This is a genomic window from Streptomyces sp. MNU89, from assembly GCF_020982505.1.
Classification (GTDB): domain Bacteria; phylum Actinomycetota; class Actinomycetes; order Streptomycetales; family Streptomycetaceae; genus Streptomyces; species Streptomyces xinghaiensis.
The window spans coordinates 3,291,427-3,313,631 of the sequence record NZ_JAJKLL010000001.1 but is presented as its reverse complement, the minus strand read 5'-3'; the positions used below and the strand labels follow the sequence as shown (position 1 = coordinate 3,313,631).

Below are 22,205 nucleotides of genomic sequence, written 5' to 3'. Positions count from 1 at the left end.
GCCGTCCGGTTGACCCCTACACCTACCCGCCGTCCCTACGCTGGGTCACGTGCAGCGTCTCTACGACTTCCTCCGCAGGCACCCGACGGGTGTCGACAGCTTCTGGGCTGCCATCCTGCTGATGCTCGGCGGGCTGTGGGTCGCGGAGGAGACGGCCGGCCGTCCCGGGCAGCGGCTCGCCGGGATCCTCGTGATGGCCGCGCTGTGCACGGTGGTCGCCCTGCGCCGCCGGGCGCCGGAGCTGATGCTGCTGATCGCCGCGGGAGCGGGCGTGGTGCAGCTCCTCACCGACATCCGGCAGAACCCGGCCGACTTCGGGATGCTGGTGATCGTCTACACCGTCGCGGCCAACGGGGCGCGCTGGGCGTCCCGGCTCGCCCTGGCGGCGGGTCTCGCGGCGCCGACGATCTACAACCTCCGCTGGCCCCCGCACGGCCCGGACATGGGCTCGTTCCTGATCGTCGTCATCTTCATGACTGTCCCCTTCGCCCTCGCCTGGGTGCTCGGCGACTCGATCCGCACCCGCCGCGCCTACTACGCCCAGCTGGAGGAGCGCGCCGCCCGGCTCGAGAAGGAGCGCGAGGCGCAGGCCAAGATGGCCGTGGCCGCCGAACGCTCCCGGATCGCCCGGGAGCTGCACGACGTGGTGGCACACAACGTGTCGGTGATGGTCGTCCAGGCGGACGGCGCGGCCTATGTCCTGGAGTCCAGTCCGGAGCAGGCGAAGCAGGCGCTGGAGACCATCTCCGGCACCGGGCGCCAGGCGCTCGCGGAGATGCGCCGGCTGCTGGGCGTGCTGCGCACCGGTGAGAGCGAGGAGTGCGGGGAGTACGTGCCGCAGCCGGACGTCCGGCAGCTCGGCGATCTCATCGAACAGGTGCGGGGCGCCGGGCTCCCGGTCGACTTCCGGGTCGGCGGCAAGCCGCGTCCGCTGGCGAGCGGTGTGGAGCTCACCGCGTACCGGATCGTCCAGGAGGCGCTGACCAACACCCGCAAGCACGGCGGCCCGGACGTCGGGGCGTCCGTGCGGCTCACCTACGGCGACAGTGAGCTCGAACTGCTGGTCGAGGACGACGGCCGGGGCGCCCAGCGGCAGGTGTACGAGAAGGGCGGCTCGGACGGGCTCGGCCAGGGCCTGATCGGCATGCGGGAACGCGTCGGCATGGTCGGGGGCAAGCTGGACGCGGGACCGAGACCCGGCGGGGGCTTCCGGATCAGCGCGGTGCTGCCGCTGAAACCGGTGGGCTGAGGCGGCCCCCGGCCGGGCGCCGTCCCCGGGCCTCCGGGCGCCGCCCTCGCGCACACCTCACGTCCCCCATGTCCCACCAGCTCCCGATCCCCCCGCTCGCACCGCCCTCAAGCACCGCTCCAGCACGACCCCACCCCTCGGAAAGGGAACACATGTCCATCCGCGTGATGCTCGTCGACGACCAGGTGCTGCTGCGCACCGGCTTCCGCATGGTGCTGGCGGCACAGCCCGACATGGAGGTCGTCGCCGAGGCGGGCGACGGAGCGGAGGCCCTGGAGGTGCTCGGCCCGGCCGCTCCGGACGTCGTCCTGATGGACGTCCGGATGCCCCGGCTGGACGGGGTGGAGGCCACCCGGCGGATCTGCGCCCGGGAGGGCGCGCCCAAGGTGCTGATCCTGACCACCTTCGACCTCGACGAGTACGCCTTCTCCGCGCTCAAGGCCGGCGCGAGCGGGTTCATGCTCAAGGACGTGCCGCCGGCCGAACTGCTGTCCGCCATCCGCGCCGTGCACAGCGGGGACGCGGTGGTCGCCCCGAGCACCACCCGCCGCCTTCTCGACCGCTTCACGCCCATGATGCCGGGCCCCGCCGACGTCCCCGCGAAGGGCCGCATCGGGCGGCTCACCGAACGCGAGCGCGAGGTGATGCTGCTGGTGGCGCAGGGGAAGTCGAACGGCGAGATCGCCGCCCGGCTGGTGCTCTCCGAGGCCACGGTGAAGACCCATGTGGGCCGCATCCTCACCAAGCTGGAGCTGCGCGACCGGGTGCAGGTGGTCGTCCTGGCCTATGAGACCGGCCTGGTCCGGGCGGGCGGAACGCCGTAGCCGCGCCGCGGGCCGGCGGCCGGGCGGCCGCGGGCCCGGCTCAGCCCTCCGTCCGCTCCAGGAAGCCGAGGAATCCCGCAACCGCCTCGGTGACGTCCCGCGCCGTCCACTCCAGCCCCGGACCGGCGACCGTCACCTCGGTCATCGCGACCCCCGGGACCCGCTGCTCGTCCCACCAGGCCCGGAACAGCAGCGTCCCCGTCTCCTCGGCCTGCCGCGTCCCCGCCTCGGTCAGCGCGTCCGCCGGGTACGGCAGCCACACCTGGAACTCGTGTGTGTGCGGCGGTTCCGGGTGCACCCGGAACCACGGCACCCCGGCGGCCGCCAGCCCCTCGCGCAGCGCGCCCGCGACGACCCCGGCGTGCGCGGCGTACGACGGCAGCCTCGGCAGTTCCCGGTCCAGCCCCGCCAGCGCGGAGAGCACCGCGGGCCACTGCTGGTAGAGCTGCCCGCCGTACCGGTGCCGCCACGCCTTCGCCTCCGCGACGAGGCTCTCCGGGCCGGCCAGCGCGGCCCCCGAAAGACCGCCGAGCGACTTGTAGAACGACACGTACACGCTGTCCGCGAGGGCCGCGATCTCCGGCAGCTCCCGCCCCAGATGGCGGGCGCACTCCCAGATCCGCGCGCCGTCGACGTGCACCACCGCGTCCCGTTCCCGCGCCGCCCCGGTGACGGCCTCCAGCTCCTCCCAGGAGGGAAGGACGAACCCCGCCTCGCGGAGCGGCAGTTCGAGCATCAGCGTGCCGAACGGCTCGTCCATCTCCCGCACCTCGTCCGCCGTGGGCTGCCGGGGCTCCCGCGTCGGGTGGACCGTCCGCAGTCCGCCCAGCACCGACAGGGCGTCCCGCTCGTGCCGCACCGGGTGCGCCAGCGGGTGGAGGGCCACGGTCGCGTTCCCCGTCCGGCCGGCCCAGCAGCGCAGGGCGATCTGCTGGGCCATCGTGCCGGTCGGGAAGAACGCGGCGGCCTCCGTGCCCAGCAGCCCGGCGACCCGGCGCTCCAGGGCCTCCACGGCGCCGTCGCCGTAGACGTCGGTCCGCTCGGACAGGTCGTACGCGGCGGGCGCCTCCGCGGCCAGCCGCGCCAGCCGACCGCCGATGGTCTCCGCCGACGCGACCTCCGCCAGCCTCCGGCGGGCCCCGCCCCAGGCGGCGAGTCTGCGGGCCCGCTCCTCGTCACTCGTGTCGTCCACCATGCGCCGATGATGTCGCACCGGCCACGGGCCCGCCCGGCCCCGGCCCCGTCCCCGGCTCCCGGCTCCCGGCCCCGGCGCGCAGCGCGGAAAGGCGGCCGACCGTCCTCGCGTAAGCTGGCCGGGACACGTCCGGTACCGCCCCTGGCCCTCCCGAACCGGGCCAGCGGACTGGAACGGAAGGCCGTATTCCGTGAACACACCCCCTCTCCCCGAGGCCAAGGACCGCCCCGCCAGGCTCGCCGTCGGGGTCGTCGGCGCGGGCCGGGTCGGCCCCGCGCTCGCCGCCGCGCTGCGGCTCGCCGGGCACCGCCCGGTCGCCGTCTCGGGCGTCTCCGACGCCTCGGTGCGCCGGGCGGCGGCCCTGCTGCCCGAGGTGCCCCTGGTGTCGCCGGCGCAGGTCCTGGCCCGTTCGGAGCTCGTCCTGCTGACGGTTCCGGACGACGCCCTGCCCCGGCTCGTCCAGGGTCTGGCGGAGACCGGCGCCGTACGCCCCGGACAGCTCCTGGTGCACACCTCCGGCCGCTACGGCACAGCCGTACTGGACCCCGCCCGGAGCGCCGGCGCCCTGCCGCTGGCGCTGCACCCCGCGATGACCTTCACCGGCACCGCCGTCGACGTCCAGCGGCTGGCCGGCTGCTCCTTCGGCGTGACCGCGCCGGAGGAACTGCGGCTCGCCGCCGAGGCCCTGGTCATCGAGATGGGCGGCGAGCCCGAGTGGATCGAGGAGTCCGCCCGCCCGCTGTACCACGCGGCCCTGGCGCTCGGCGCCAACCATCTCGTCACGCTGGTGGCCCAGTCGCTCGAACTGCTGCGCGCCGCCGGGGTGGGCGCCCCCGACCGGATGCTGGGCCCGCTCCTGGGCGCGGCCCTGGACAACGCCCTGCGCTCCGGTGACGCGGCCCTCACCGGCCCCGTCGCGCGCGGTGACGCCGGCACGGTCGCCGCGCACGTCGCCGAGCTGCGCGAGCACGCGCCGCAGACCGTCGCCGGCTATCTCGCCATGGCACGCGCCACGGCGGACCGCGCCATGGCCTCCGGGCTGCTGAAACCGGAGCTGGCCGAGGACCTGCTGGGCGTGCTCGCGGACGGAGGCACCCGATGACGGGCGACCGGAACACGACGGACGCGACGACCACCGCCCCCGGCGGCGCGACCGGCGCCCCCGGCGGGCACGTTGACGTGGACGCGGCCACCGCCGCCACAGGACCCGGGCCCGCCCTGATCCGTACGGCGGCCGCACTGCGCGCCCTGGACCGGCGCGGCGAGCGCGCGGTCGTGATGACGATGGGAGCCCTCCACGCGGGGCACGCCGCCCTGATCCGTGCCGCCCGCGACCGGGTCGGCCCGGACGGCCAGGTCGTCGTGACCGTGTTCGTCAACCCGCTGCAGTTCGGTGCCGGTGAGGACCTCGACCGCTATCCGCGCACCCTCGACGCCGATCTCCTCGTCGCCGCGCAGGAGCGCGCGGACGTCGTCTTCGCGCCGTCCGCCGAGGAGGTCTACCCGGGCGGGGAGCCGCAGGTCCGGATCTCCGCCGGCCCGATGGGGGAGCGGCTGGAGGGCGCCAGCCGCCCCGGGCACTTCGACGGCATGCTCACCGTCGTCGCCAAACTGCTCCACCTCACCGCCCCGGATCTCGCCCTCTACGGCGAGAAGGACGCCCAGCAGCTCGCGCTGATCCGGCGCATGGCGCGCGACCTGAACTTCCCCGTCCGGATCGCCGGCGTCCCGACCGTCCGCGAGCCCGACGGGCTGGCCCTGTCCAGCCGCAACCGCTATCTCTCCGGGCCCGAGCGGGTCACGGCGCTGGCGCTGTCCCGCGCCCTGGCGGCGGGCCGGGAGGCGGGGACCGCCGCGGCGGCCGGGACGGAACCGGCGGCCGGGAAGCCCGCGCCGGCCGGGGACCGCGCACCGTCCGCGACTCCCGGCGTGCCCGTACCGGTACCGGCGCCGGAGCCGTCCACCGTGCCGGTCGCGGACCCGGACGCCGTACGCTCCGCCGCCCGCGCCGTGCTCGACGAGGCGGCGGAGCGGCAGCCGCCGCTGGTGACCGACTACCTGGCCCTCGTCGGCCCTTCCGACTTCACCGAGGTCCCGGCGGACCACCGGGGCGAGGCCGTGCTGGCCGTGGCGGCCCGGGTGGGCACCACCCGTCTGATCGACAACATCCGCCTGCAGTTCGGAGCCACCCGATGAGCTTGTCCGGCCCGATGAGTCCGTCGCGCACGCCGCGCCGGCACCCGAACCGGCGGCCCGCCGCCCGGCAAGCCCTCGCCCCGGCCGGGCCGGCGCCGAGGCCCCGGACGGCCGCTCCGGCGCCCTCCCGCACCCACGCGCCTTGTGTCACGCCCCCGGCGCCCCGCCCGGCCGCACTCCCGGCCCCGGCTGTGGTCCCCGCGCCTCCCGCATCCCGGGGAGCACCGCAACGCGGCCCGGACCACGCGCCCGCCGCCCGTCCGGAGCCGCCCTGTGAGTACTCCCGACAACGGACACCGGGCCGACGGCGCCGACCGGGCCCGCCAGGACGACCACCCCGCCATCCCGACCAGCCCCGCCCCCGCACCGCGCCCACCACATCCAGCGGCCCCACCACCCGCACCAGATCCACCAGTCCGACCGGGTCCCCCCGGCCGACCGCCCCGGCGGCCCTGCCGTCCCCGAGGCGCTCGCGCTGACCGCCCCGGCACCCGGCTGGGCCATCGACGCGGATGTCGTCGTGGTGGGCTCCGGCGTCGCCGGGCTGACCGCCGCCCTCCGCTGCGCCGCCGCCGGCCGGAAGACCGTCGTCGTCACCAAGGCGCGGCTCGACGCCGGTTCCACCCGCTGGGCGCAGGGCGGCATCGCGGCCGCCCTCGGCGACGGGGACACCCCGGAGCAGCATCTGGACGACACCCTGGTCGCGGGCGCCGGGCTGTGCGACGAGACGGCCGTGCGCGCCCTGGTCACCGAGGGCCCCGACGCCGTACGCCGGCTGATCGGCAGCGGCGCCCGGTTCGACACCGACGCCGGCACCGGCGAGATACTGCTGACCCGCGAGGGCGGCCACCACCGCCGCCGGATCGCCCACGCCGGCGGCGACGCGACCGGCGCGGAGATCTCCCGGGCGCTGGTCGAGGCGGTCCGCGAGGCCGGGGTGGAGACGGTCGAGAACGCCCTGGTGCTCGATCTGATGAAGGACGTCCGGGGCCGTACCGCGGGCGTCACCCTGCACGTCATGGGCGAGGGGCAGCGGGACGGCGTGGGCGCCGTGCGCGCCCCCGCGGTGGTGCTCGCCACCGGCGGCATGGGGCAGGTGTTCTCCGCGACGACCAATCCCGCCGTGTCCACCGGCGACGGGGTGGCGCTGGCGCTGCGGGCCGGCGCGGAGGTCTCCGATCTGGAGTTCGTCCAGTTCCACCCGACGGTGCTGTTCCTCGGCCCCGGCGCCGAGGGGCAGCAGCCGCTGGTGTCGGAGGCGGTCCGCGGCGAGGGCGCGTACCTGGTGGACGCCGACGGTGTGCGCTTCATGCGGGGGCAGCACGAACTCGCCGAGCTGGCGCCCCGCGACATCGTCGCCAAGGGCATCATGCGCCGCATGCGCGAGACCGGCGCAGACCACATGTACCTCGACGCCCGCCACTTCGGCGCCGAGATGTGGGAGCACCGCTTCCCGACCATCCTCGCGGCCTGCCGGTCGCACGGCATCGACCCGGTGACGGAGCTGATCCCGGTCTCCCCGGCCGCGCACTACGCCAGCGGCGGGGTGCGGACCGACCTGCGCGGACGGACGACCGTCCCCGGGCTCTACGCCTGCGGCGAGGTCGCGTGCACCGGCGTGCACGGCGCGAACCGGCTCGCGTCCAACTCCCTTCTGGAGGGCCTGGTATTCGCCGAGCGCATCGCCGCCGACATCTCCGGCACCCCGGACAGCACCGAGGCCGCCCGGGCCGGGACCGGCACCGGACCCGCGGAGACCACCGGCACCGGCACCCCGGACGGCGGCTCCGGCCCCGTCCCCGACGCCGCCCCCGGCGGCCCCTCCCCGTCCCCGAGGCCCGCTACGAGATCCAGCGCATCATGACGGCCGGCGCCGGCGTCCTCCGCAGCGCCGCCAGCCTCGCCGGCGCCGCCGCCGACCTGGAGCGCCTGCACACCACGGCCGCGGCCGAGCTGAGCGTGGACGGCAAGACGGCCGAGCCCTGTGTGGAGAGCTGGGAGGCCACGAACCTCCTGCTGGTCTCCCGCGTCCTGGTCGCCGTGGCCCGCGAGCGCGAGGAGACCCGCGGCTGCCACTGGCGCGAGGACCGCCCCGACCGCGACGACGAGCACTGGCGCCGCCACCTCGTCGCCCGCCTCGGGCCGGATGCCGAACTGGCGATCATCTCCACGGACACGGCAGACTTCCCGCCCGTACGCCCCGGCGCGCGCGCCGGGGCCGGAACCGGCACGGATTCCCCCGGAGCCTCCCGCGGCCCCGCCGGCCGGACGGACGCCTCCGCGGCCGTCCACCACGATCCACCCCGAAGGGACAACTCGTGAACACCCCTGACCGTCCACAGCCCGTGGACCTTCCGCTGCTCCAGATCGGCGGCCCCTCCGCCGGGGCGGACGGTGGCGGGTGCGGCGACTCCTGCGGCTGCGGTGACGGCGGCGAGGGCTACGACCTGGACCCCCTGGAATGCGGTCTCGACCCCGCGCTCGCCGAACTGCTGGCGCTGGGCGGGCTCGACCCCGTCCAGGTGGAGGACCTGGCGCACGTCGCCATCGAGGAGGACCTCGACCACGGCGTGGACGTGACGACGGTGGCGACGATCCCCGAGGACGCCGTCGCCACCGGTGACTTCACCGCCCGCCAGGCCGGCACCGTCGCGGGCCTGCGCGTCGCCGAGGCGGTCCTCTCGGTCGTCTGCACCGACGAGTTCGAGGTCGAACGGCATGTGATGGACGGCGACCGGGTCGAGCCCGGCCAGAAGCTGCTGACCGTGCGCACCCGCACCCGCGATCTGCTCACCGGCGAGCGCGGCGCCCTCAACCTCCTCTGCCGGCTCTCCGGCATCGCGACCGCCACCCGCGCCTGGGCCGACGCCCTGGAGGGCACCGGCGCGGCCGTCCGCGACACCCGCAAGACCACCCCCGGGCTGCGCTTCCTGGAGAAGTACGCGGTCCGCTGCGGCGGCGGCCTCAACCACCGCATGTCGCTCTCGGACGCGGCGCTCATCAAGGACAACCACGTCGTGGCGGCGGGTGGGATCGCGGCTGCCTTCAAGGCCGTGCGGAGCGAGTTCCCCGACGTGCCCGTCGAGGTCGAGGTGGACCGCCTCGACCAGATCGAGCCGGTGCTCGCCGAGGGCGCCGACCTGATCCTGCTGGACAACTTCACCGTCGAGGAGACCCGCGAGGCCGTCGCCCTCGTCGCGGGCCGGGCCCGGCTGGAGTCCTCCGGCCGCCTCACCCTCGACAACGCGCGCGCCTACGCCGCGACCGGGGTCGACTACCTCGCGGTCGGGGCGCTCACCCACTCCTCCCCCATCCTCGACATCGGTCTCGACCTGCGCGACGAGCCGCAGGCCGGTGCCGGTGCCGGTGCCGGGGCGGGCGCCGCCGACGACCGCCCGGAGGCGTGAGAGACGATGCTGCTCACCATCGACGTCGGCAACACCCACACCGTCCTCGGCCTGTTCGACGGCGAGGACATCGTCGAGCACTGGCGGATCTCCACGGACGCCCGTCGCACGGCCGACGAACTCGCCGTGCTCCTGCAGGGCCTGATGGGCATGCACCCGCTGCTCGGCGACGAGCTGGGCGACGGCATCGAGGGCATCGCGATCTGCTCCACCGTCCCCTCCGTGCTGCACGAACTGCGCGAGGTCACCCGCCGCTACTACGGCGACGTGCCCGCCGTGCTGGTCGAACCGGGCGTCAAGACGGGTGTGCCGATCCTCATGGACAACCCGAAGGAGGTCGGCGCCGACCGGATCATCAACGCCCTGGCGGCCGTCGAGCTGTACGGCGGCCCCTGCGTGGTCGTCGACTTCGGCACGGCCACCACCTTCGACGCGGTGTCGGTGCGCGGCGAGTACGTCGGCGGCGTGATCGCCCCGGGCATCGAGATCTCCGTGGACGCCCTCGGGGTGCGCGGCGCCCAGCTCCGCAAGATCGAGCTGGCCCGCCCGCGGAGCGTCATCGGGAAGAACACCGTCGAGGCCATGCAGTCCGGCATCCTCTACGGCTTCGCGGGCCAGGTCGACGGTGTCGTGGGCCGGATGGCCACCGAACTGGCGGACGACCCGGACGACGTCACCGTGATCGCGACCGGCGGCCTGGCCCCCATGGTGCTCGGCGAGTCGGCGGTGATCGACGAGCACGAGCCCTGGCTGACGCTGATCGGCCTCCGCCTGGTCTACGAGCGCAACGTCTCCCGCACCTGACGCACCGGCCGGGACGGCGCCGGGCGGGGCCCGTACGACCCCCGGCGCCCCCGCCGGACCGTTCCGTCCGCGCCCCACCACGGCCGGGGCCCGCCGCCGGCGGCCCGTGAACGCACACACCCCCCCGGGGCACGCCCGACGGCGCCACACGCGGCGAATAATGTCCGTTAAGTGGTAAAAATCTGCTTATGCCCATGCCTCTTGATTCCCGCGGCGCCCTGGCGTTCAGCGCCGACGAAGTGTCCGTCCTGCGCCGGGCCCTCGCCCTCGCCCTGCGGCCCGGCCCGGCCCCGCCCGCCCCGGCCCCGAGCGGGCCGGGGAGCGCCGGAACTGGAGCGCCTCGCCGAGGACATGGCCGAGGCGGTGCGCGAGAGCGACAGGCTCCGCGCCTTCCTCCACGCCGATCTGGCCCGCTACCGGGCCGCCCTCCCGGGCTCGTCGGCCGGCTATCTGGACCGTCTCCGGGAGGCCGCCGACGCCGGCCGCCCGCCCGGGGAGGAGGATCTCGCCGCGCTCCGCTCGCTCTGCGCCGACCCGTCGGTGAGCCCCGCCGACGCGGCCCGCGGCCGCGCGCTGCTGCGCCGCGGTGGGGCCCCGCCCGCACCGCTCGTCCCACCGCTCGTCCCGCCGCCCGGACCACCGCCCCGGAGGCGGCCGCCCGGCACCGGCCCCCGGCCGCCGCCCCCACCGGCCCCCGGCGCCCGCGCAGGCCCGGCTCGCGGCCGTGCCGGGCCCCGCCCGGCGGGCTGCCCGGCGGCTGCTCGCCGTACCGGCCCTCCCCGCCCCGTCGGCCCCGCCCTTCCGGCTCCTCTGTCACCTCCGGCCCTACCGGTGCCACCTCCGGCCCTTCCGGCCGTTCCGGGCAGCCGCGCGGCGACGGCCGCCGAACCGGCGAAGCGGCCCCGCCCGCGGCGGGACACCGGCCCCGCGGAGAAGCCCCGGCCGGCCGCCCCGAGCCGGAGCGCCCGGCCGGTCCCGAGTCCGAGCCCCCGGCCCGCCCGGTGCCGACTCCGGCCGAGGTCTTCCCGCCGCGCCGGCGCCCGGCCCCCGCGCCGCCCCAGCGGCCCGAGGAGGGGCGTTCGGCCGGCTGAGGGTGCCGGAGGCCCGGCGGCGCGCCCGGCTCGTTACCCTGGTCGGTATGGAATACGTTGCCGCGCTTCTGCCCTCCACGGTCATGGCCGTGGCCTTCATCGCGCTGATCGTGACGATCGTGAAGAGCCAGGGCGGAGCCAACAAGGCCAAGGAGGACGCCGCCGTCGACGCGGCGCTGGCCCGGGCCGAGGCCGCCCGCCCCGGTACGCCGCCGGAGGGCACCGCCTCCTGACGGCTCCGCCGGCCGCATGACCGGCCGCGCCGGCCGCACCGGCCGAAGGGGCGCGGCCCGGGACCGCACGTCCCCGGGCCGCGCCCTTTTTCCTGTCCGAATAGCCGGAATTCGTAGGTTTTGCCGCTAGGGTTTCCGGGTGCCTCGACCATTGGGTGAGCTGGAAGACGCCGTGATGACGCGGGTGTGGCGATGGAACCGCCCGGTCACCGTCCGCGAAGTTCTGGAGGACCTCCGGAAGGAACGCCCCATCGCCTACACGACGGTCATGACCGTATTGGACAACCTGCACCGGAAGGGCTGGGTGCGCAGAGAAGCGGAAGGCCGGGCCTATCGATATGCGGCCGTCTCCACCCGGGCCGCCTACTCCGCCGCCCTCATGAACGAGGCGTGGGCCGCCAGCGACAACCGCGCCGCCGCCCTTGTCGCCTTCTTCGGGATGATGTCGGAGGAAGAGCGGGAAGACCTCCGGGACGCCATCCGCGTGGTGCGGCTGGACCGTCCCGATGAGGGACCGGAGGCCGCGGAACGATAGCGTCCGTGCATGTCCCCAGTATCAAATGAGGTCACTGTCCGGCGGGCGCGGACGGGCGATGTCCCGGCGATCCGCGGTCTCATCGACGGCTACGTCCGCGACGGTATCCTGCTCGACAAAGCGACGGTGACCCTTTACGAGGACATCCAGGAGTTCTGGGTCGCCGAACGCGTGGCGGACGCCCGGGTCGTCGGCTGCGGCGCACTCCATGTGATGTGGGAAGACCTCGCGGAGGTCCGCACCCTGGCCGTGGATCCCGCCGTGCAGGGCCACGGGGTGGGCCACCGGGTCCTCGGGAAATTGGTACAGACCGCCCGCCGCCTCGGGGTTCGCCGTATTTTCTGCCTTACCTTCGAAGTCGACTTCTTCACCAAGCACGGCTTCACGGAGATCGGTGACGCCCCCGTCGACGGCGATGTCTACAGCGAGCTGCTCCGTTCCTATGACGAGGGCGTGGCCGAGTTCCTCGGGCTCGAACGGGTGAAGCCGAACACCTTGGGCAACAGCCGGATGCTTCTGCACCTGTGACCGCGAGGTTATTCGCGCGTCTTCGTTCAGTCGTCTTCGGCAGTCCTTGCCCCACGCCTTCCGTACGCCTTCCGCAGCCCTTCCCCGGCGGAACCCATACCCTATGTCCGAAACGCGCACCTTTCTCGTGCCGATGCCGCACTGAACCCCACCCGGGGGTTTGTGTTTTTCCCTGAAAGGCGGTTTGCTTTCCGTCGTACTGCTTTTTCGATGAAAGGGAATCCGGTGGCACAGAAGGTTCAGGTCCTTCTTGTTGATGACCTCGACGGTGGCGAGGCGGACGAGACCGTGACGTTCGCTCTCGACGGCAAGACTTACGAGATCGACCTCACCACCGCCAATGCGGACAAGCTCCGGGGTCTTCTGGAGCCGTACACCAAGAGCGGGCGGCGCACCGGCGGCCGTTCGGCCGGCGGCCGCGGAAAGGCCCGGGCGGCCTCCGGGGGCGGCGGCCAGGACACCGCGAAGATCCGCGCCTGGGCGAAGGAGAACGGCTACGAGGTCAACGACCGCGGCCGTGTCCCCGCCACCGTGCGGGAGGCCTACGAGAAGGCGAACGGCTGACCCCGGCCGCGCAGCAGCCGGGCCCGGTGGCACTCCGTCGCCGCCGTGCCCAGGAGCCGTACGAGATCGGGGGCGGACGCACCGGCGCCCCCGGCCCGCGTCCCGCCGCGCACCGTCGCCGCGGGCAGGGCCGGCTCCACCTCGCGCCCCGGCACGGGCGGGCGCAGCCAGACGGGCCCGCCGCCCGCCCCGCGGGCCAGGGGAGCGGCCGTCCGCCCGCCCGCGCCGAGCGCGCTGAGCCCCAGGGGCACTCCGCCCCACTCCAGCCAGCGGAGCAGCTCCGGCAGCTCCTGGGCGCTCCCGGGCGCCACGAGCAGCCGCATCCGTGTGCCGTGCAGTGCGACCGGTCCGGTGCCCGGCACGCGCCGCAGCACGGCGAGCCCCGCGGCGGCGGGCAGCTCCAGGACGTCGAAGCGCACCCCGGTGAGCAGTTCCAGCGGCGTGCCGCCCGCCGTGGGCCAGCCCAGCCCGTGCTCGTACCAGTCGCGGGCGGCGCGTTCGTCGGCGGGCACCGTGCGGGGCCGACCGGGGGCCGTGGTCATGCCGGGAGCAACTGAGCGGACCCGTACGGGTTACGCAGAGTTGGCAAACGGGTACGCAACGTGGTAGCGACGGGGGCGTACAAGGCGCCCGAGGGGGCGCAATGGTGTTCGCCCGTAGCTGAGCGACGGGGGTCGCGCTGCATGGACTGTCGGTCCCCGGGGGTAAGACTTGCCTTGTGGGGAGGGACGGAGCGCGGTTGTCGCGGGTCCGGGCACGGCCCAGCGTTCGCCATCGGCGTACTGCCGAGGTGGATAGATGCCTGGCCTGCGGGAACATCGTCTCGCACCATCGGGTTGGAGCTGTTGTCGGCTGTCCGGGGCAGGAGACTTGTGGGAGTAAGTCCCCGTAACCAGCGGGGGAGACCGGACGGGTGTCGGCAGATGGAATGAGCTGTCCCCTGTTGCGGGACTAGCATGCGGAAGGACAGGGAGGGGACCGTCCCCGATCTGCCCGACCGCTCTGAGGAGCGATTAACGATGTTCGAGAGGTTCACCGACCGCGCGCGGCGGGTTGTCGTCCTGGCTCAGGAAGAAGCCCGGATGCTCAACCACAACTACATCGGCACCGAGCACATCCTCCTGGGCCTGATCCACGAGGGTGAGGGTGTCGCCGCTAAGGCCCTGGAGAGCCTCGGGATTTCGCTCGAGGCGGTCCGCCAGCAGGTGGAGGAGATCATCGGTCAGGGCCAGCAGGCCCCGTCCGGCCACATCCCCTTCACTCCCCGTGCCAAGAAGGTCCTGGAGCTGTCGCTCCGCGAGGCCCTCCAGCTCGGCCACAACTACATCGGCACCGAGCACATCCTGCTCGGCCTGATCCGCGAGGGCGAGGGTGTCGCCGCCCAGGTCCTCGTGAAGCTGGGCGCCGACCTGAACCGGGTCCGGCAGCAGGTCATCCAGCTGCTCTCCGGCTACCAGGGCAAGGAGGCCGCCACCGCCGGCGGCCCGGCCGAGGGCACGCCCTCGACCTCCCTCGTCCTGGACCAGTTCGGCCGCAATCTCACCCAGGCGGCCCGCGAGTCCAAGCTCGACCCGGTCATCGGGCGCGAGAAGGAGATCGAGCGGGTCATGCAGGTGCTGTCCCGCCGGACCAAGAACAACCCGGTCCTCATCGGCGAGCCCGGCGTCGGCAAGACGGCGGTCGTCGAGGGCCTGGCCCAGGCGATCGTCAAGGGCGAGGTGCCCGAGACCCTCAAGGACAAGCACCTCTACACCCTCGACCTCGGCGCCCTGGTCGCCGGCTCCCGCTACCGCGGTGACTTCGAGGAGCGCCTGAAGAAGGTGCTCAAGGAGATCCGTACCCGCGGCGACATCATCCTGTTCATCGACGAGCTCCACACCCTGGTGGGTGCGGGCGCCGCCGAGGGCGCGATCGACGCCGCGAGCATCCTCAAGCCGATGCTCGCCCGCGGTGAGCTGCAGACCATCGGTGCCACCACGCTCGACGAGTACCGCAAGCACCTGGAGAAGGACGCGGCCCTGGAGCGCCGCTTCCAGCCCATCCAGGTCGCGGAGCCGTCGCTGCCGCACACCATCGAGATCCTCAAGGGTCTGCGCGACCGCTACGAGGCGCACCACCGCGTCTCCATCACGGACGCAGCGCTGGTGGCCGCCGCGACGCTCGCCGACCGCTACATCTCCGACCGCTTCCTGCCGGACAAGGCGATCGACCTGATCGACGAGGCCGGCTCCCGGATGCGCATCCGCCGGATGACCGCTCCGCCGGACCTCCGCGAGTTCGACGAGAAGATCGCGAACGTCCGCCGGGACAAGGAGTCGGCGATCGACTCCCAGGACTTCGAGAAGGCCGCGTCGCTCCGCGACAAGGAGAAGCAGCTCCTGGCCCAGAAGGCCAAGCGGGAGAAGGAGTGGAAGGCCGGCGACATGGACGTCGTCGCCGAGGTCGACGAGGAGCTGATCGCCGAGGTCCTCGCCACGGCCACCGGCATCCCGGTCTTCAAGCTCACCGAGGAGGAGTCCTCGCGGCTGCTCCGCATGGAGGACGAGCTCCACAAGCGCGTCATCGGCCAGGAGGACGCCATCAAGGCGCTCTCCCAGGCGATCCGGCGCACCCGCGCCGGCCTCAAGGACCCGAAGCGTCCCGGTGGCTCGTTCATCTTCGCCGGCCCGTCCGGTGTCGGTAAGACCGAGCTGTCCAAGACGCTCGCCGAGTTCCTCTTCGGCGACGAGGACGCGCTGATCTCCCTCGACATGTCGGAGTTCAGCGAGAAGCACACCGTCTCGCGGCTCTTCGGCTCGCCCCCGGGCTACGTGGGCTACGAGGAGGGCGGCCAGCTCACCGAGAAGGTGCGCCGCAAGCCGTTCTCCGTGGTCCTCTTCGACGAGGTCGAGAAGGCCCACCCGGACATCTTCAACTCCCTGCTGCAGATCCTGGAGGACGGCCGGCTGACCGACTCCCAGGGCCGGGTCGTGGACTTCAAGAACACGGTCATCATCATGACGACCAACCTCGGCACCCGGGACATCTCCAAGGGCTTCAATCTCGGCTTCGCGGCCCAGGGTGACGTCAAGAGCAACTACGAGCGGATGAAGAACAAGGTCAACGAAGAGCTCAAGCAGCACTTCCGCCCCGAGTTCCTCAACCGCGTCGACGACACGGTCGTCTTCCACCAGCTCACCGAGGAAGACATCATCCGGATCGTCGACCTGATGATCGACAAGGTGGACGAGCGCCTCAAGGACCGCGACATGGGCCTGGAGCTCAGCGGTGAGGCCAAGTCGCTGCTCGCCAAGAAGGGCTACGACCCGGTCATGGGCGCCCGGCCGCTGCGCCGGACGATCCAGCGCGAGATCGAGGACCAGCTCTCGGAGAAGATCCTCTTCAGCGAGCTGCGCCCCGGTCACATCGTGGTCGTGGACACCGAGGGCGAGGGTGACCAGAAGAAGTTCACCTTCCGCGGCGAGGAGAAGTCGGCACTGCCGGACGCCCCGCCGATCGAGTCCGCCGCCGGCGGCGGCTCGGGCCCGAACCTCAGCAAGGACGCGTGACCGCTCGCGCGGGACGCTGAACGGCAGGGCAAGGCCGAGGGGCGGCCCCGGAACCGTAACGGTTCCGGGGCCGCCCTCTTGCTGTGTCCGGTGCCCGCGGCCCGGGTTGTCCTGATGGCCCTCGGCCGGGTCAGTCGGACCTGATGACTCGCACCGATTCCGGGAGGCGGTCGGTGCCACGGGCCGGCACGGTGTGGGGGGTCAGGCTGACGACCTCCAGATGGGGCAGGTCGGCCAAGATGGCGAGGTCTTCCGGCTCCTGGGTGGCTTTCCCCCAGGCGAGGTCCAGGCGGCGGAGTTTAGGGAAATGCGTGACGACCTGGGACAGGTTCATGGAGTGGCCGGGTACGCGGAGGACCAGCAAGCGCTCGACGCCGTCGAGGACCGTCTCCGGTCCGCACTGCCCCAGGGACGCGCCGCTGACCTCAAGGCCACGCAGCTCGGGCAGTCCACCGATCTCCTCCCATTCGGCCGGGGTGCGAGGGCTGCTCCTCAGCCCGAGGCCGAGGCGCCGCAGCGTTCGCCACCGGCCGATTCCCCAGAGCCCTCTGTGGGGCCGGGGCCCGGCGAGGGAGAGGAACAGGCTTTCCAGCGGTGCGCTGGAAGGGAGGTCGGTCAGATCCCAGTCGCCGTCCAGCGGGCTGAGCTCCAGCGACGTCAGGGAAGTCAGTTCCCGTAACGCGGTCAGGCTCTTGCCCGGCACGTCGTTCAGGGAGAGGTGTTCCAGCGGCAGCCGCGAGAGAGCGGGGAGATCCGTGACGGAGTGCCGGGTGAGCCGTAGGTTCCTGAGATCGCCCAGCCCCCGAAGGGGATTCAAGCGGCCAAGTCTGAACGGTGTGTGGAGTGCCAGATGGGTTAGGGGCGTCCGGCGTGCGTATACGGGCAGGTAGTTGGCCGCGTCCCGGTCCCGGATTTCCAGCATCGGGCGTCCGCCCAGGCCCAGCAGAGTCCGAAGGTGGTCCCGGGTTGGAGCCGTGAAGTAGAGGCCGTCCGGGTCGAGATGGGCGATCACCTCGTCGGCGTAGCGGCGGAGGTCGAACCGCTGCCAGCTCCATGCGAGCTGTGACCGCACCAGCAGCGCGGGGTGGGAGCGGAAGCGGGCGAGGAAGTCGATCGCCGCGTCGGACTGCACGTGGGACGCGGCGGTGACGACGGACACGGCCTCCTTCTCCGTCAACCCCTCGGGACCGGGCAGCAGTTCCAGAACCAGGGGGCCGGCCGCGGCGAGATCCCGGGCCTGCTCTGTGTTGCGCGGCGGGATCAGGGCGGCGGCGCGCTCCTCGACCACCGTGCGCACCGCCGGGTCGAGTTCCGCCGCGTGCTCCAGGCAGGCCATGGCCAGCAGATTGACCTTCGTCTGGAGGGTGCCGGGTGCCGAGTCCCCGTACGCCAGCAACTCCCGCAGGATCTCCGCTCGCTCGCGGGGCCGGGCGTGGGCGACGGCCATGCGGATGACGTCCTCCCACTGGGCGTCGGCCGCGTTGCGGATCAGCAGGCCGATGTCCCAGTCCTCCACGGCGGCCTTGGCGCCCAGGTAGTCCTGGAAGGTGCGGTGCACGAAGTCGACCGTGCCGTCAGCCGGTTCGCGGAGAAGACCGCTGCGGAGCAGAAGATGGCGGAAGACCCGCCCGGGGTCGCCCTGCCGGGCCGCGGCCGGTACGGAGGGGAGGGCGTCGGCGATCATGCGTTCCGCGTGCTCGCGGTCGAGCTCGGTGCGGCCGTTGCGGATGAGCCAGTAGGCGAGCCGCTGGAGGAGCTGGATCTGGGGTTCCTCGGTGAGCTGGATGTCGTCCGGGGCCGGGATGTCCCGCTCCACGTCGCGCCGGGAGAGGAGCATCCGCAGCGCCTCCTCGTACAACTCCTTCCGGCCGGGCGGCAGATAGCCGTTTCTGGCGCGGTGCAGGGCGCAGACCATGGCGCACATCAGCGGGTTGGTGACCAGTCGGCCGAGGTCCCGCTTGGTGCGTACGGCGGTGTGCAGGGCGGCGCGGAAGCGGTCCAGCTCGGCGGCGCGCTCGGCGTTGTGCCCGGGGGTGCGGCAGCCGGCCTTGGCGGCGTCGTGCCAGCGGTCGACGAAGGCGGCCACGTCGTCACCGCTCATGGGGGCGAGGGCCAGCTCGGAGAAGCCCTGGGCTGCGAGCCAGCCGTCGCCTACGGCCGAGGGGCGGGAGGTGACCAGCCAGAGGTTGCCGGGATAGGCGATCAGCAGGTCCGCCAGCCAGCGGCGGGCCCGTTCCCGTTCCTTCTCCGGGATCTCGTCCAGCCCGTCGACCAGCAGCAGTCCCCGGCGGGCGCGCAGCACGCGGTCCGCCCAGCCCTCCGGCTGCGCGGCGTGGAGGGGGTTGTGGGCGGCGGAGAGGAAGGCATCGGGCAGCGGGAGCGTCCCGGCGCGGATGACGCTGCGCAGGGGCAGCACGAAGGGCACTCGGCCGCGCAGTTCCGCCATGTCCTCGGGCAGTTCCCCATGGGCGGTGGAGACCGCCAGCCACTGGATGAGGGTGGTCTTGCCGGATCCTGCGGCGCCGCGGAGCAGGACACGGTCCCGGCCGGAGAAGATCCGGTCGGCCGGCAGCGGTGTGGCGGGGGCTTCGAGGGGCGGCGGGGCCCAGCCGTCGCCGTATGGCGGGGCCGAGTCCCCGTGCGGCGAGTCCGGGGAGCTCGCGTCCGGGGGCGACCAGCGGTCGTGCCCCGGAAGCCAGTGGGAGGACGGACCGTGCTCCTGTAGCTCCAGGCTCAGATACGCCGTGTCCAGCGGCCAGGCCGCCTCCGTGTGGTGGAGGTCGATGCCGACGATCGTCAGTGTGCCGTGCTTTTCCGCCACGTAGGCCGCGTAGCGCTCCTCGAACGCGGTGTCGCGGCCGTCCGGGCGCGGGACGCGGGCCAGCAACTCGTCCGTTTTCGCGATCAGTTCGGCCTGGCTGCGGGCCTGCTCGACGGCCGAGCGCGCGACGAAGGACGAGCGCTGGGTGAAGAAGTGCAGGATGTGCAGGCAGGCCGTGCCGAGCAGGCGCTCGAAGAGGCCGGCCGCGTCGGCGGACAGCAGGCGGTCCGGGCGGTCCGCGGCGCTCCGCAGTTCTCGGGCCAAGCGGGTGTGGCCGAGGCGGACGGCCTGGACGTCGTCCATGGCGAGGTCGCCGAGGGCGTGCAGGCTGCGGGCCAGGGCGTCCGCGACCGCCTCCTCCTCGTCCTCCGGGACCGGGCGTTCCCCGGACGCCACGGCCCGCCGTACGAGTTCGGAGGCGAGCTTGCGCAGGTCCCGCTCGGTGAGGGTCCGCTTCTCCCCGGTGAAGGAGAGATGGCCGGAGAGGCGCACGGGACGGTCCAGCAGGCCCGCGCCCGGGCCCTCGCGGACGAAGAGCCTCTTGATGAGCGGTGCGACGGCGGCGGACGCGACGCGTGCGCCCACGACTGCGGGATCCATCCCCCGGTTCCCCCCGGTTGTGCGTGCGGATGCGTGGCTGTGCGGCCATCGGCGGTCCGGCGGGCTGCTGCGGGCCCGTGCCCCCGACCCGTTGCCGCCCTCCGCCGCCGGAGCGTCAGCTTAGGGCGCCGCCCGTCGCGGGCGCAGACGATGCCGGAAGCCCGCCGGTACGGCGGGGAGGCGGCGGGGGAGGCCGGTCCCGGCCCGCCGGTCAGACCGTCACCAGGTGTATGCCCTCCGGAACCCCGTGCACCGGGAGGGCGTGGCGGCTCACGCTCAGGGTGTGCAGCCGGGGGAAGGAGCTCAGCCACTCCAGGGGGGTGCCCAGGTCGTAGGCGAGCCACAGGTGCGTCAGCTTCTCGGCGACCAGTCCCTCGACCAGCTGCCCCGCGGTGAACCGTCCGGCGATCTGGACGGCCGGGCGGCCCCCGAGGCGGCGCAGCGCGTGCAGCTCCTCCAGGTCGGACACGGGGAAGTCCAGGGCGCGCTCGTCGAGGTGGGCGATGATCTCGTCGGCGTACCGGTCGGTGTCGTACCGGCGCCAGGCGCCCGCGAGCAGGGAGCGGAGGTGCCAGGACTCGCGGTGCCGCAGTCGCACCAGGTAGTCGATGGCACGGTCGTCGGCGATGGACGTGGCCGTGACGGCCAGCAGATACGCCTCGCGGTCGGGGAGGCCGGCCGGGTCGGGCAGCATCTCCAGGGCGATCGGGCCGATCCAGCCGAGGGCGCGGGCGGCCGCCTCCGTGGTCGGGCGGACCATGTTCTTGGTGTACTGGTGCACTCTGGCCCGCACCCCGGGGTCCAGTTCGGTGACGTGCTCCAGGCAGGCCGCGGCGAGCAGCTTGCGGTGCCGGGCCTCCACGGGCTTGGCGCCCGGCCGGGCGGCCAGCAGCCCCTCCAGCAGCTTGGCGCACTCGTCCGGCCTGGCCAGGGCCACGGCCATCCGGACGACCTCCTCCCAGTCGTCCTGGTGGGCGTGGCCGATGAGGAAGTCGAAGTCGTGGCGCTCCACGGCGGCCCGCGCGCTCAGGTAGTCCTGGAAGGTGCGGTGGACGAAGTCCACCGAGCCGGGCGTGGGCTCCCGCAGCAGCCCGGTGCGGTTGAGCAGATGCCGGTAGATCTCCGCGGGCCCGCCCTGTTTCAGGGCCTCCGGTATCGCCGGCAGATGGCGTTCCAGGATGTCCACGGCCGTGCCGACGTCCATCTCCGAGCGCTCGTGGACCAGCATCCAGTGGGCCAGTTTCTGGAGCAGCTGGACCTTCGACTCCTGGGCCAGGTCGATGCCGTCGGTCGTGGCCATGTCCCGTTCCCGGTCGCGCCGCTCCAGCAGCATGGAGAGCGCGGCGTCGTACAGGGCGCGGCGGCCGCGCGGCAGATAGCCGCGCCGGTCGCGGTGGAGGGCGCAGAGCAGGCCGCACATCAGCGGATTGGTGGCCAGCCGGCCGAGTTCGCGGGTGGTCCGCACGGCTGCCAGCAGGGTGCGTTCGTACTCGTCCAGCCGGTGCAGGTCCTTGGGCTCCTCCGCCCGCGCCGCGGCGTGCCAGCGCTGGATGAACGCGGCCACGCCGTCCCGGCTCAGCGGGGCCAGCTTGAGCTCGGTGAAGCCGTCGGAGGCGAGCCAGGCGTCGGGCACGGCCGAGGGCCGGGAGGTGACGAGCCAGATGTTGCCCGGGTGGGTGGCGATCAGCGTCCGCAGTTCGGCCCGGAGCTGCTCGCGGAGGCCCTCGGGGGCCTCGTCGATCCCGTCGATCAGCATCAGCCCGCGCCCGTCGGCCAGGACGCGCACGGCCCAGCCCGGCGGCTGGTTCTCGGCGCACGGGTGCCGTACGGCGGTCAGGAACTCCTCGGGAGCCGGGAACCCCTTGTGCGGGAAGCGCCGTACGGGCAGGACGAACGGCACCCGGTCGCGGAGCGGCGCGAGCTGGTCCGGCAGTTCGTCCCGGGCCGTGGAGACCGCCAGCCACTGGACCAGGGTGGTCTTGCCGGAGCCGGCCACCCCGCGCAGCAGCACCCGGTCCCGGCCGGCGAGGGCCTGTTCGGCGGGGAGGGCGGGGTACGGCTGCGGGCCCGCCGTTCCGGAGCCGTCCGGGCCGAGCTCCGCTTCCAGGCTGAGGTACGCGGCGTCCAGCGGCCAGGTGTCGGGCGAGTGGTTGAGATCGATGCCGAGGTCGAGATCGTCTCCCGCCGCGTCGACCAGATCGGCGGCTCCCTCGATCTGCCGCCCGCCACCGACGGCCTGGCCGAGATACGGCGGGTGGTCACGGTCTTCCGCGAACTCCGCGACGGCGTCACGGCGGACGGCCGCACCAAGCTCAAGTCGCCCTCGGGCACGCTGTCCACGGCCGAGGCGATCTCCGTCGTCACCGGCGGCCTGGCCCTGGCCGCCCACTTCGGCGACGGGGTGCTGCGCCCGTCCGACGTGGCGGCCGGTCTGCTGGGAGCCGTGGTGCGCGATCCGTCCGCCGACCAGGTGGTCTGGCAGGAGTATCTGGAAGCGGTGGTCCGGGAGCGCGAGGGCTGGAAGGACTTCTACCGCGCCTGCCGGGAGGTGGCCGCCTGATGGCCGGACGACAGCCGTTCGGGGCGTGCGGACTCCGCCGCCGGGCCGGG

15 protein-coding genes and 2 pseudogenes are annotated in these 22,205 nt (G+C 73.6%); 13 read left to right on the top strand and 4 right to left on the bottom strand.

Features of this window, described 5'->3' with window-relative positions:
- The first annotated feature begins 49 nt into the window (after window positions 1–49).
- Both E4N63_RS14175 and E4N63_RS14170 read left to right on the top strand, forming a co-directional pair.
- Window positions 50–1,249, top strand: coding sequence for a sensor histidine kinase (locus E4N63_RS14175; RefSeq protein ID WP_230240834.1), 1,200 nt, complete (start codon window positions 50–52; stop codon window positions 1,247–1,249).
- Between the two features lie 152 nt (window positions 1,250–1,401).
- On the top strand, window positions 1,402–2,073 hold the full coding sequence (locus E4N63_RS14170) for a response regulator transcription factor (protein WP_019707665.1): 672 nt from the start codon (window positions 1,402–1,404) through the stop codon (window positions 2,071–2,073).
- A gap of 40 nt (window positions 2,074–2,113) precedes the next feature.
- Here the strand turns inward: E4N63_RS14170 and E4N63_RS14165 are convergent, their stop codons facing one another.
- Window positions 2,114–3,268, bottom strand: coding sequence for a low specificity L-threonine aldolase (locus tag E4N63_RS14165; RefSeq protein WP_230240833.1), 1,155 nt, complete (start codon window positions 3,266–3,268; stop codon window positions 2,114–2,116).
- Between the two features lie 190 nt (window positions 3,269–3,458).
- Between E4N63_RS14165 and E4N63_RS14160 the strand changes: the two genes are divergently transcribed.
- The 9 genes and pseudogenes from E4N63_RS14160 (at window position 3,459) to E4N63_RS14120 (ending at window position 12,626) form a co-directional block, all read left to right on the top strand.
- Window positions 3,459–4,370 carry a Rossmann-like and DUF2520 domain-containing protein gene (locus E4N63_RS14160; RefSeq protein WP_043467358.1) on the top strand — a complete coding sequence of 304 codons (912 nt, stop codon included), beginning with the start codon at window positions 3,459–3,461 and terminating at the stop codon, window positions 4,368–4,370.
- Window positions 4,367–5,464 carry a pantoate--beta-alanine ligase gene (gene panC, locus E4N63_RS14155; protein WP_230240832.1) on the top strand — a complete coding sequence of 366 codons (1,098 nt, stop codon included), beginning with the start codon at window positions 4,367–4,369 and terminating at the stop codon, window positions 5,462–5,464. The genes E4N63_RS14160 and panC overlap by 4 nt, the downstream gene beginning before the upstream one ends.
- A gap of 475 nt (window positions 5,465–5,939) precedes the next feature.
- Window positions 5,940–7,654 (top strand): annotated as a pseudogene (locus E4N63_RS14150) (L-aspartate oxidase); the annotation flags it as partial.
- 128 nt (window positions 7,655–7,782) lie between these two features.
- On the top strand, window positions 7,783–8,871 hold the full coding sequence (gene nadC / locus E4N63_RS14145) for a carboxylating nicotinate-nucleotide diphosphorylase (RefSeq protein WP_230240831.1): 1,089 nt from the start codon (window positions 7,783–7,785) through the stop codon (window positions 8,869–8,871).
- A gap of 6 nt (window positions 8,872–8,877) precedes the next feature.
- Window positions 8,878–9,675, top strand: a complete 798-nt coding sequence (locus tag E4N63_RS14140) for a type III pantothenate kinase (protein WP_019707669.1) — start codon at window positions 8,878–8,880, stop codon at window positions 9,673–9,675.
- A 1,138-nt stretch (window positions 9,676–10,813) separates the two neighbouring features.
- Window positions 10,814–10,999 carry a hypothetical protein gene (locus E4N63_RS14135; protein WP_230240830.1) on the top strand — a complete coding sequence of 62 codons (186 nt, stop codon included), beginning with the start codon at window positions 10,814–10,816 and terminating at the stop codon, window positions 10,997–10,999.
- 139 nt (window positions 11,000–11,138) lie between these two features.
- Window positions 11,139–11,534 (top strand): BlaI/MecI/CopY family transcriptional regulator, encoded by a 396-nt coding sequence (locus E4N63_RS14130; RefSeq protein WP_125625983.1) that lies wholly within the window; start codon window positions 11,139–11,141, stop codon window positions 11,532–11,534.
- 9 nt (window positions 11,535–11,543) lie between these two features.
- The gene (locus E4N63_RS14125) at window positions 11,544–12,062 is read left to right on the top strand and encodes an amino-acid N-acetyltransferase (RefSeq protein WP_230240829.1); all 519 of its coding nucleotides are present in this window, start codon (window positions 11,544–11,546) and stop codon (window positions 12,060–12,062) included.
- Between the two features lie 225 nt (window positions 12,063–12,287).
- Window positions 12,288–12,626 carry an Lsr2 family protein gene (locus E4N63_RS14120; RefSeq protein WP_125625981.1) on the top strand — a complete coding sequence of 113 codons (339 nt, stop codon included), beginning with the start codon at window positions 12,288–12,290 and terminating at the stop codon, window positions 12,624–12,626.
- Here E4N63_RS14120 and E4N63_RS14115 read toward each other — a convergent pair.
- A complete protein-coding gene (locus tag E4N63_RS14115) occupies window positions 12,605–13,168 on the bottom strand; it encodes an SCO3374 family protein (protein ID WP_230240828.1) in 564 nt (187 codons plus the stop codon). The genes E4N63_RS14120 and E4N63_RS14115 overlap by 22 nt on opposite strands.
- Before the next feature lie 477 nt (window positions 13,169–13,645).
- Between E4N63_RS14115 and E4N63_RS14110 the strand changes: the two genes are divergently transcribed.
- Window positions 13,646–16,174 carry an ATP-dependent Clp protease ATP-binding subunit gene (locus E4N63_RS14110; protein ID WP_125625979.1) on the top strand — a complete coding sequence of 843 codons (2,529 nt, stop codon included), beginning with the start codon at window positions 13,646–13,648 and terminating at the stop codon, window positions 16,172–16,174.
- Between the two features lie 130 nt (window positions 16,175–16,304).
- On the opposite strand, the gene E4N63_RS14105 is transcribed toward E4N63_RS14110, so the two are convergent.
- Window positions 16,305–19,595 carry an NACHT domain-containing NTPase gene (locus E4N63_RS14105; RefSeq protein WP_230240827.1) on the bottom strand — a complete coding sequence of 1,097 codons (3,291 nt, stop codon included), beginning with the start codon at window positions 19,593–19,595 and terminating at the stop codon, window positions 16,305–16,307.
- 211 nt (window positions 19,596–19,806) lie between these two features.
- A complete protein-coding gene (locus tag E4N63_RS14100) occupies window positions 19,807–21,606 on the bottom strand; it encodes an NACHT domain-containing NTPase (protein WP_230240826.1) in 1,800 nt (599 codons plus the stop codon).
- A 147-nt stretch (window positions 21,607–21,753) separates the two neighbouring features.
- Here E4N63_RS14100 and E4N63_RS14095 point away from each other — a divergent pair.
- A pseudogene (locus tag E4N63_RS14095) lies at window positions 21,754–22,155 on the top strand (ATPase); the annotation flags it as partial.
- Between the last annotated feature and the right edge of the window lie 50 nt (window positions 22,156–22,205).

What these genes read in the sequence shown, in the direction of transcription:
- E4N63_RS14170 (WP_019707665.1), top strand. Translation starts at nt 1,402, where the DNA reads ATGTCCATCCGCGTGATGCTCGTCGACGACCAGGTGCTGCTGCGCACC.
- E4N63_RS14110 (WP_125625979.1), top strand. Translation starts at nt 13,646, where the DNA reads ATGTTCGAGAGGTTCACCGACCGCGCGCGGCGGGTTGTCGTCCTGGCT.
- E4N63_RS14115 (WP_230240828.1), bottom strand. Translation starts at nt 13,168, where the DNA reads ATGACCACGGCCCCCGGTCGGCCCCGCACGGTGCCCGCCGACGAACGC.
- E4N63_RS14140 (WP_019707669.1), top strand. Translation starts at nt 8,878, where the DNA reads ATGCTGCTCACCATCGACGTCGGCAACACCCACACCGTCCTCGGCCTG.
- E4N63_RS14125 (WP_230240829.1), top strand. Translation starts at nt 11,544, where the DNA reads ATGTCCCCAGTATCAAATGAGGTCACTGTCCGGCGGGCGCGGACGGGC.
- E4N63_RS14105 (WP_230240827.1), bottom strand. Translation starts at nt 19,595, where the DNA reads ATGGATCCCGCAGTCGTGGGCGCACGCGTCGCGTCCGCCGCCGTCGCA.
- E4N63_RS14135 (WP_230240830.1), top strand. Translation starts at nt 10,814, where the DNA reads ATGGAATACGTTGCCGCGCTTCTGCCCTCCACGGTCATGGCCGTGGCC.
- E4N63_RS14165 (WP_230240833.1), bottom strand. Translation starts at nt 3,268, where the DNA reads ATGGTGGACGACACGAGTGACGAGGAGCGGGCCCGCAGACTCGCCGCC.
- panC (WP_230240832.1), top strand. Translation starts at nt 4,367, where the DNA reads ATGACGGGCGACCGGAACACGACGGACGCGACGACCACCGCCCCCGGC.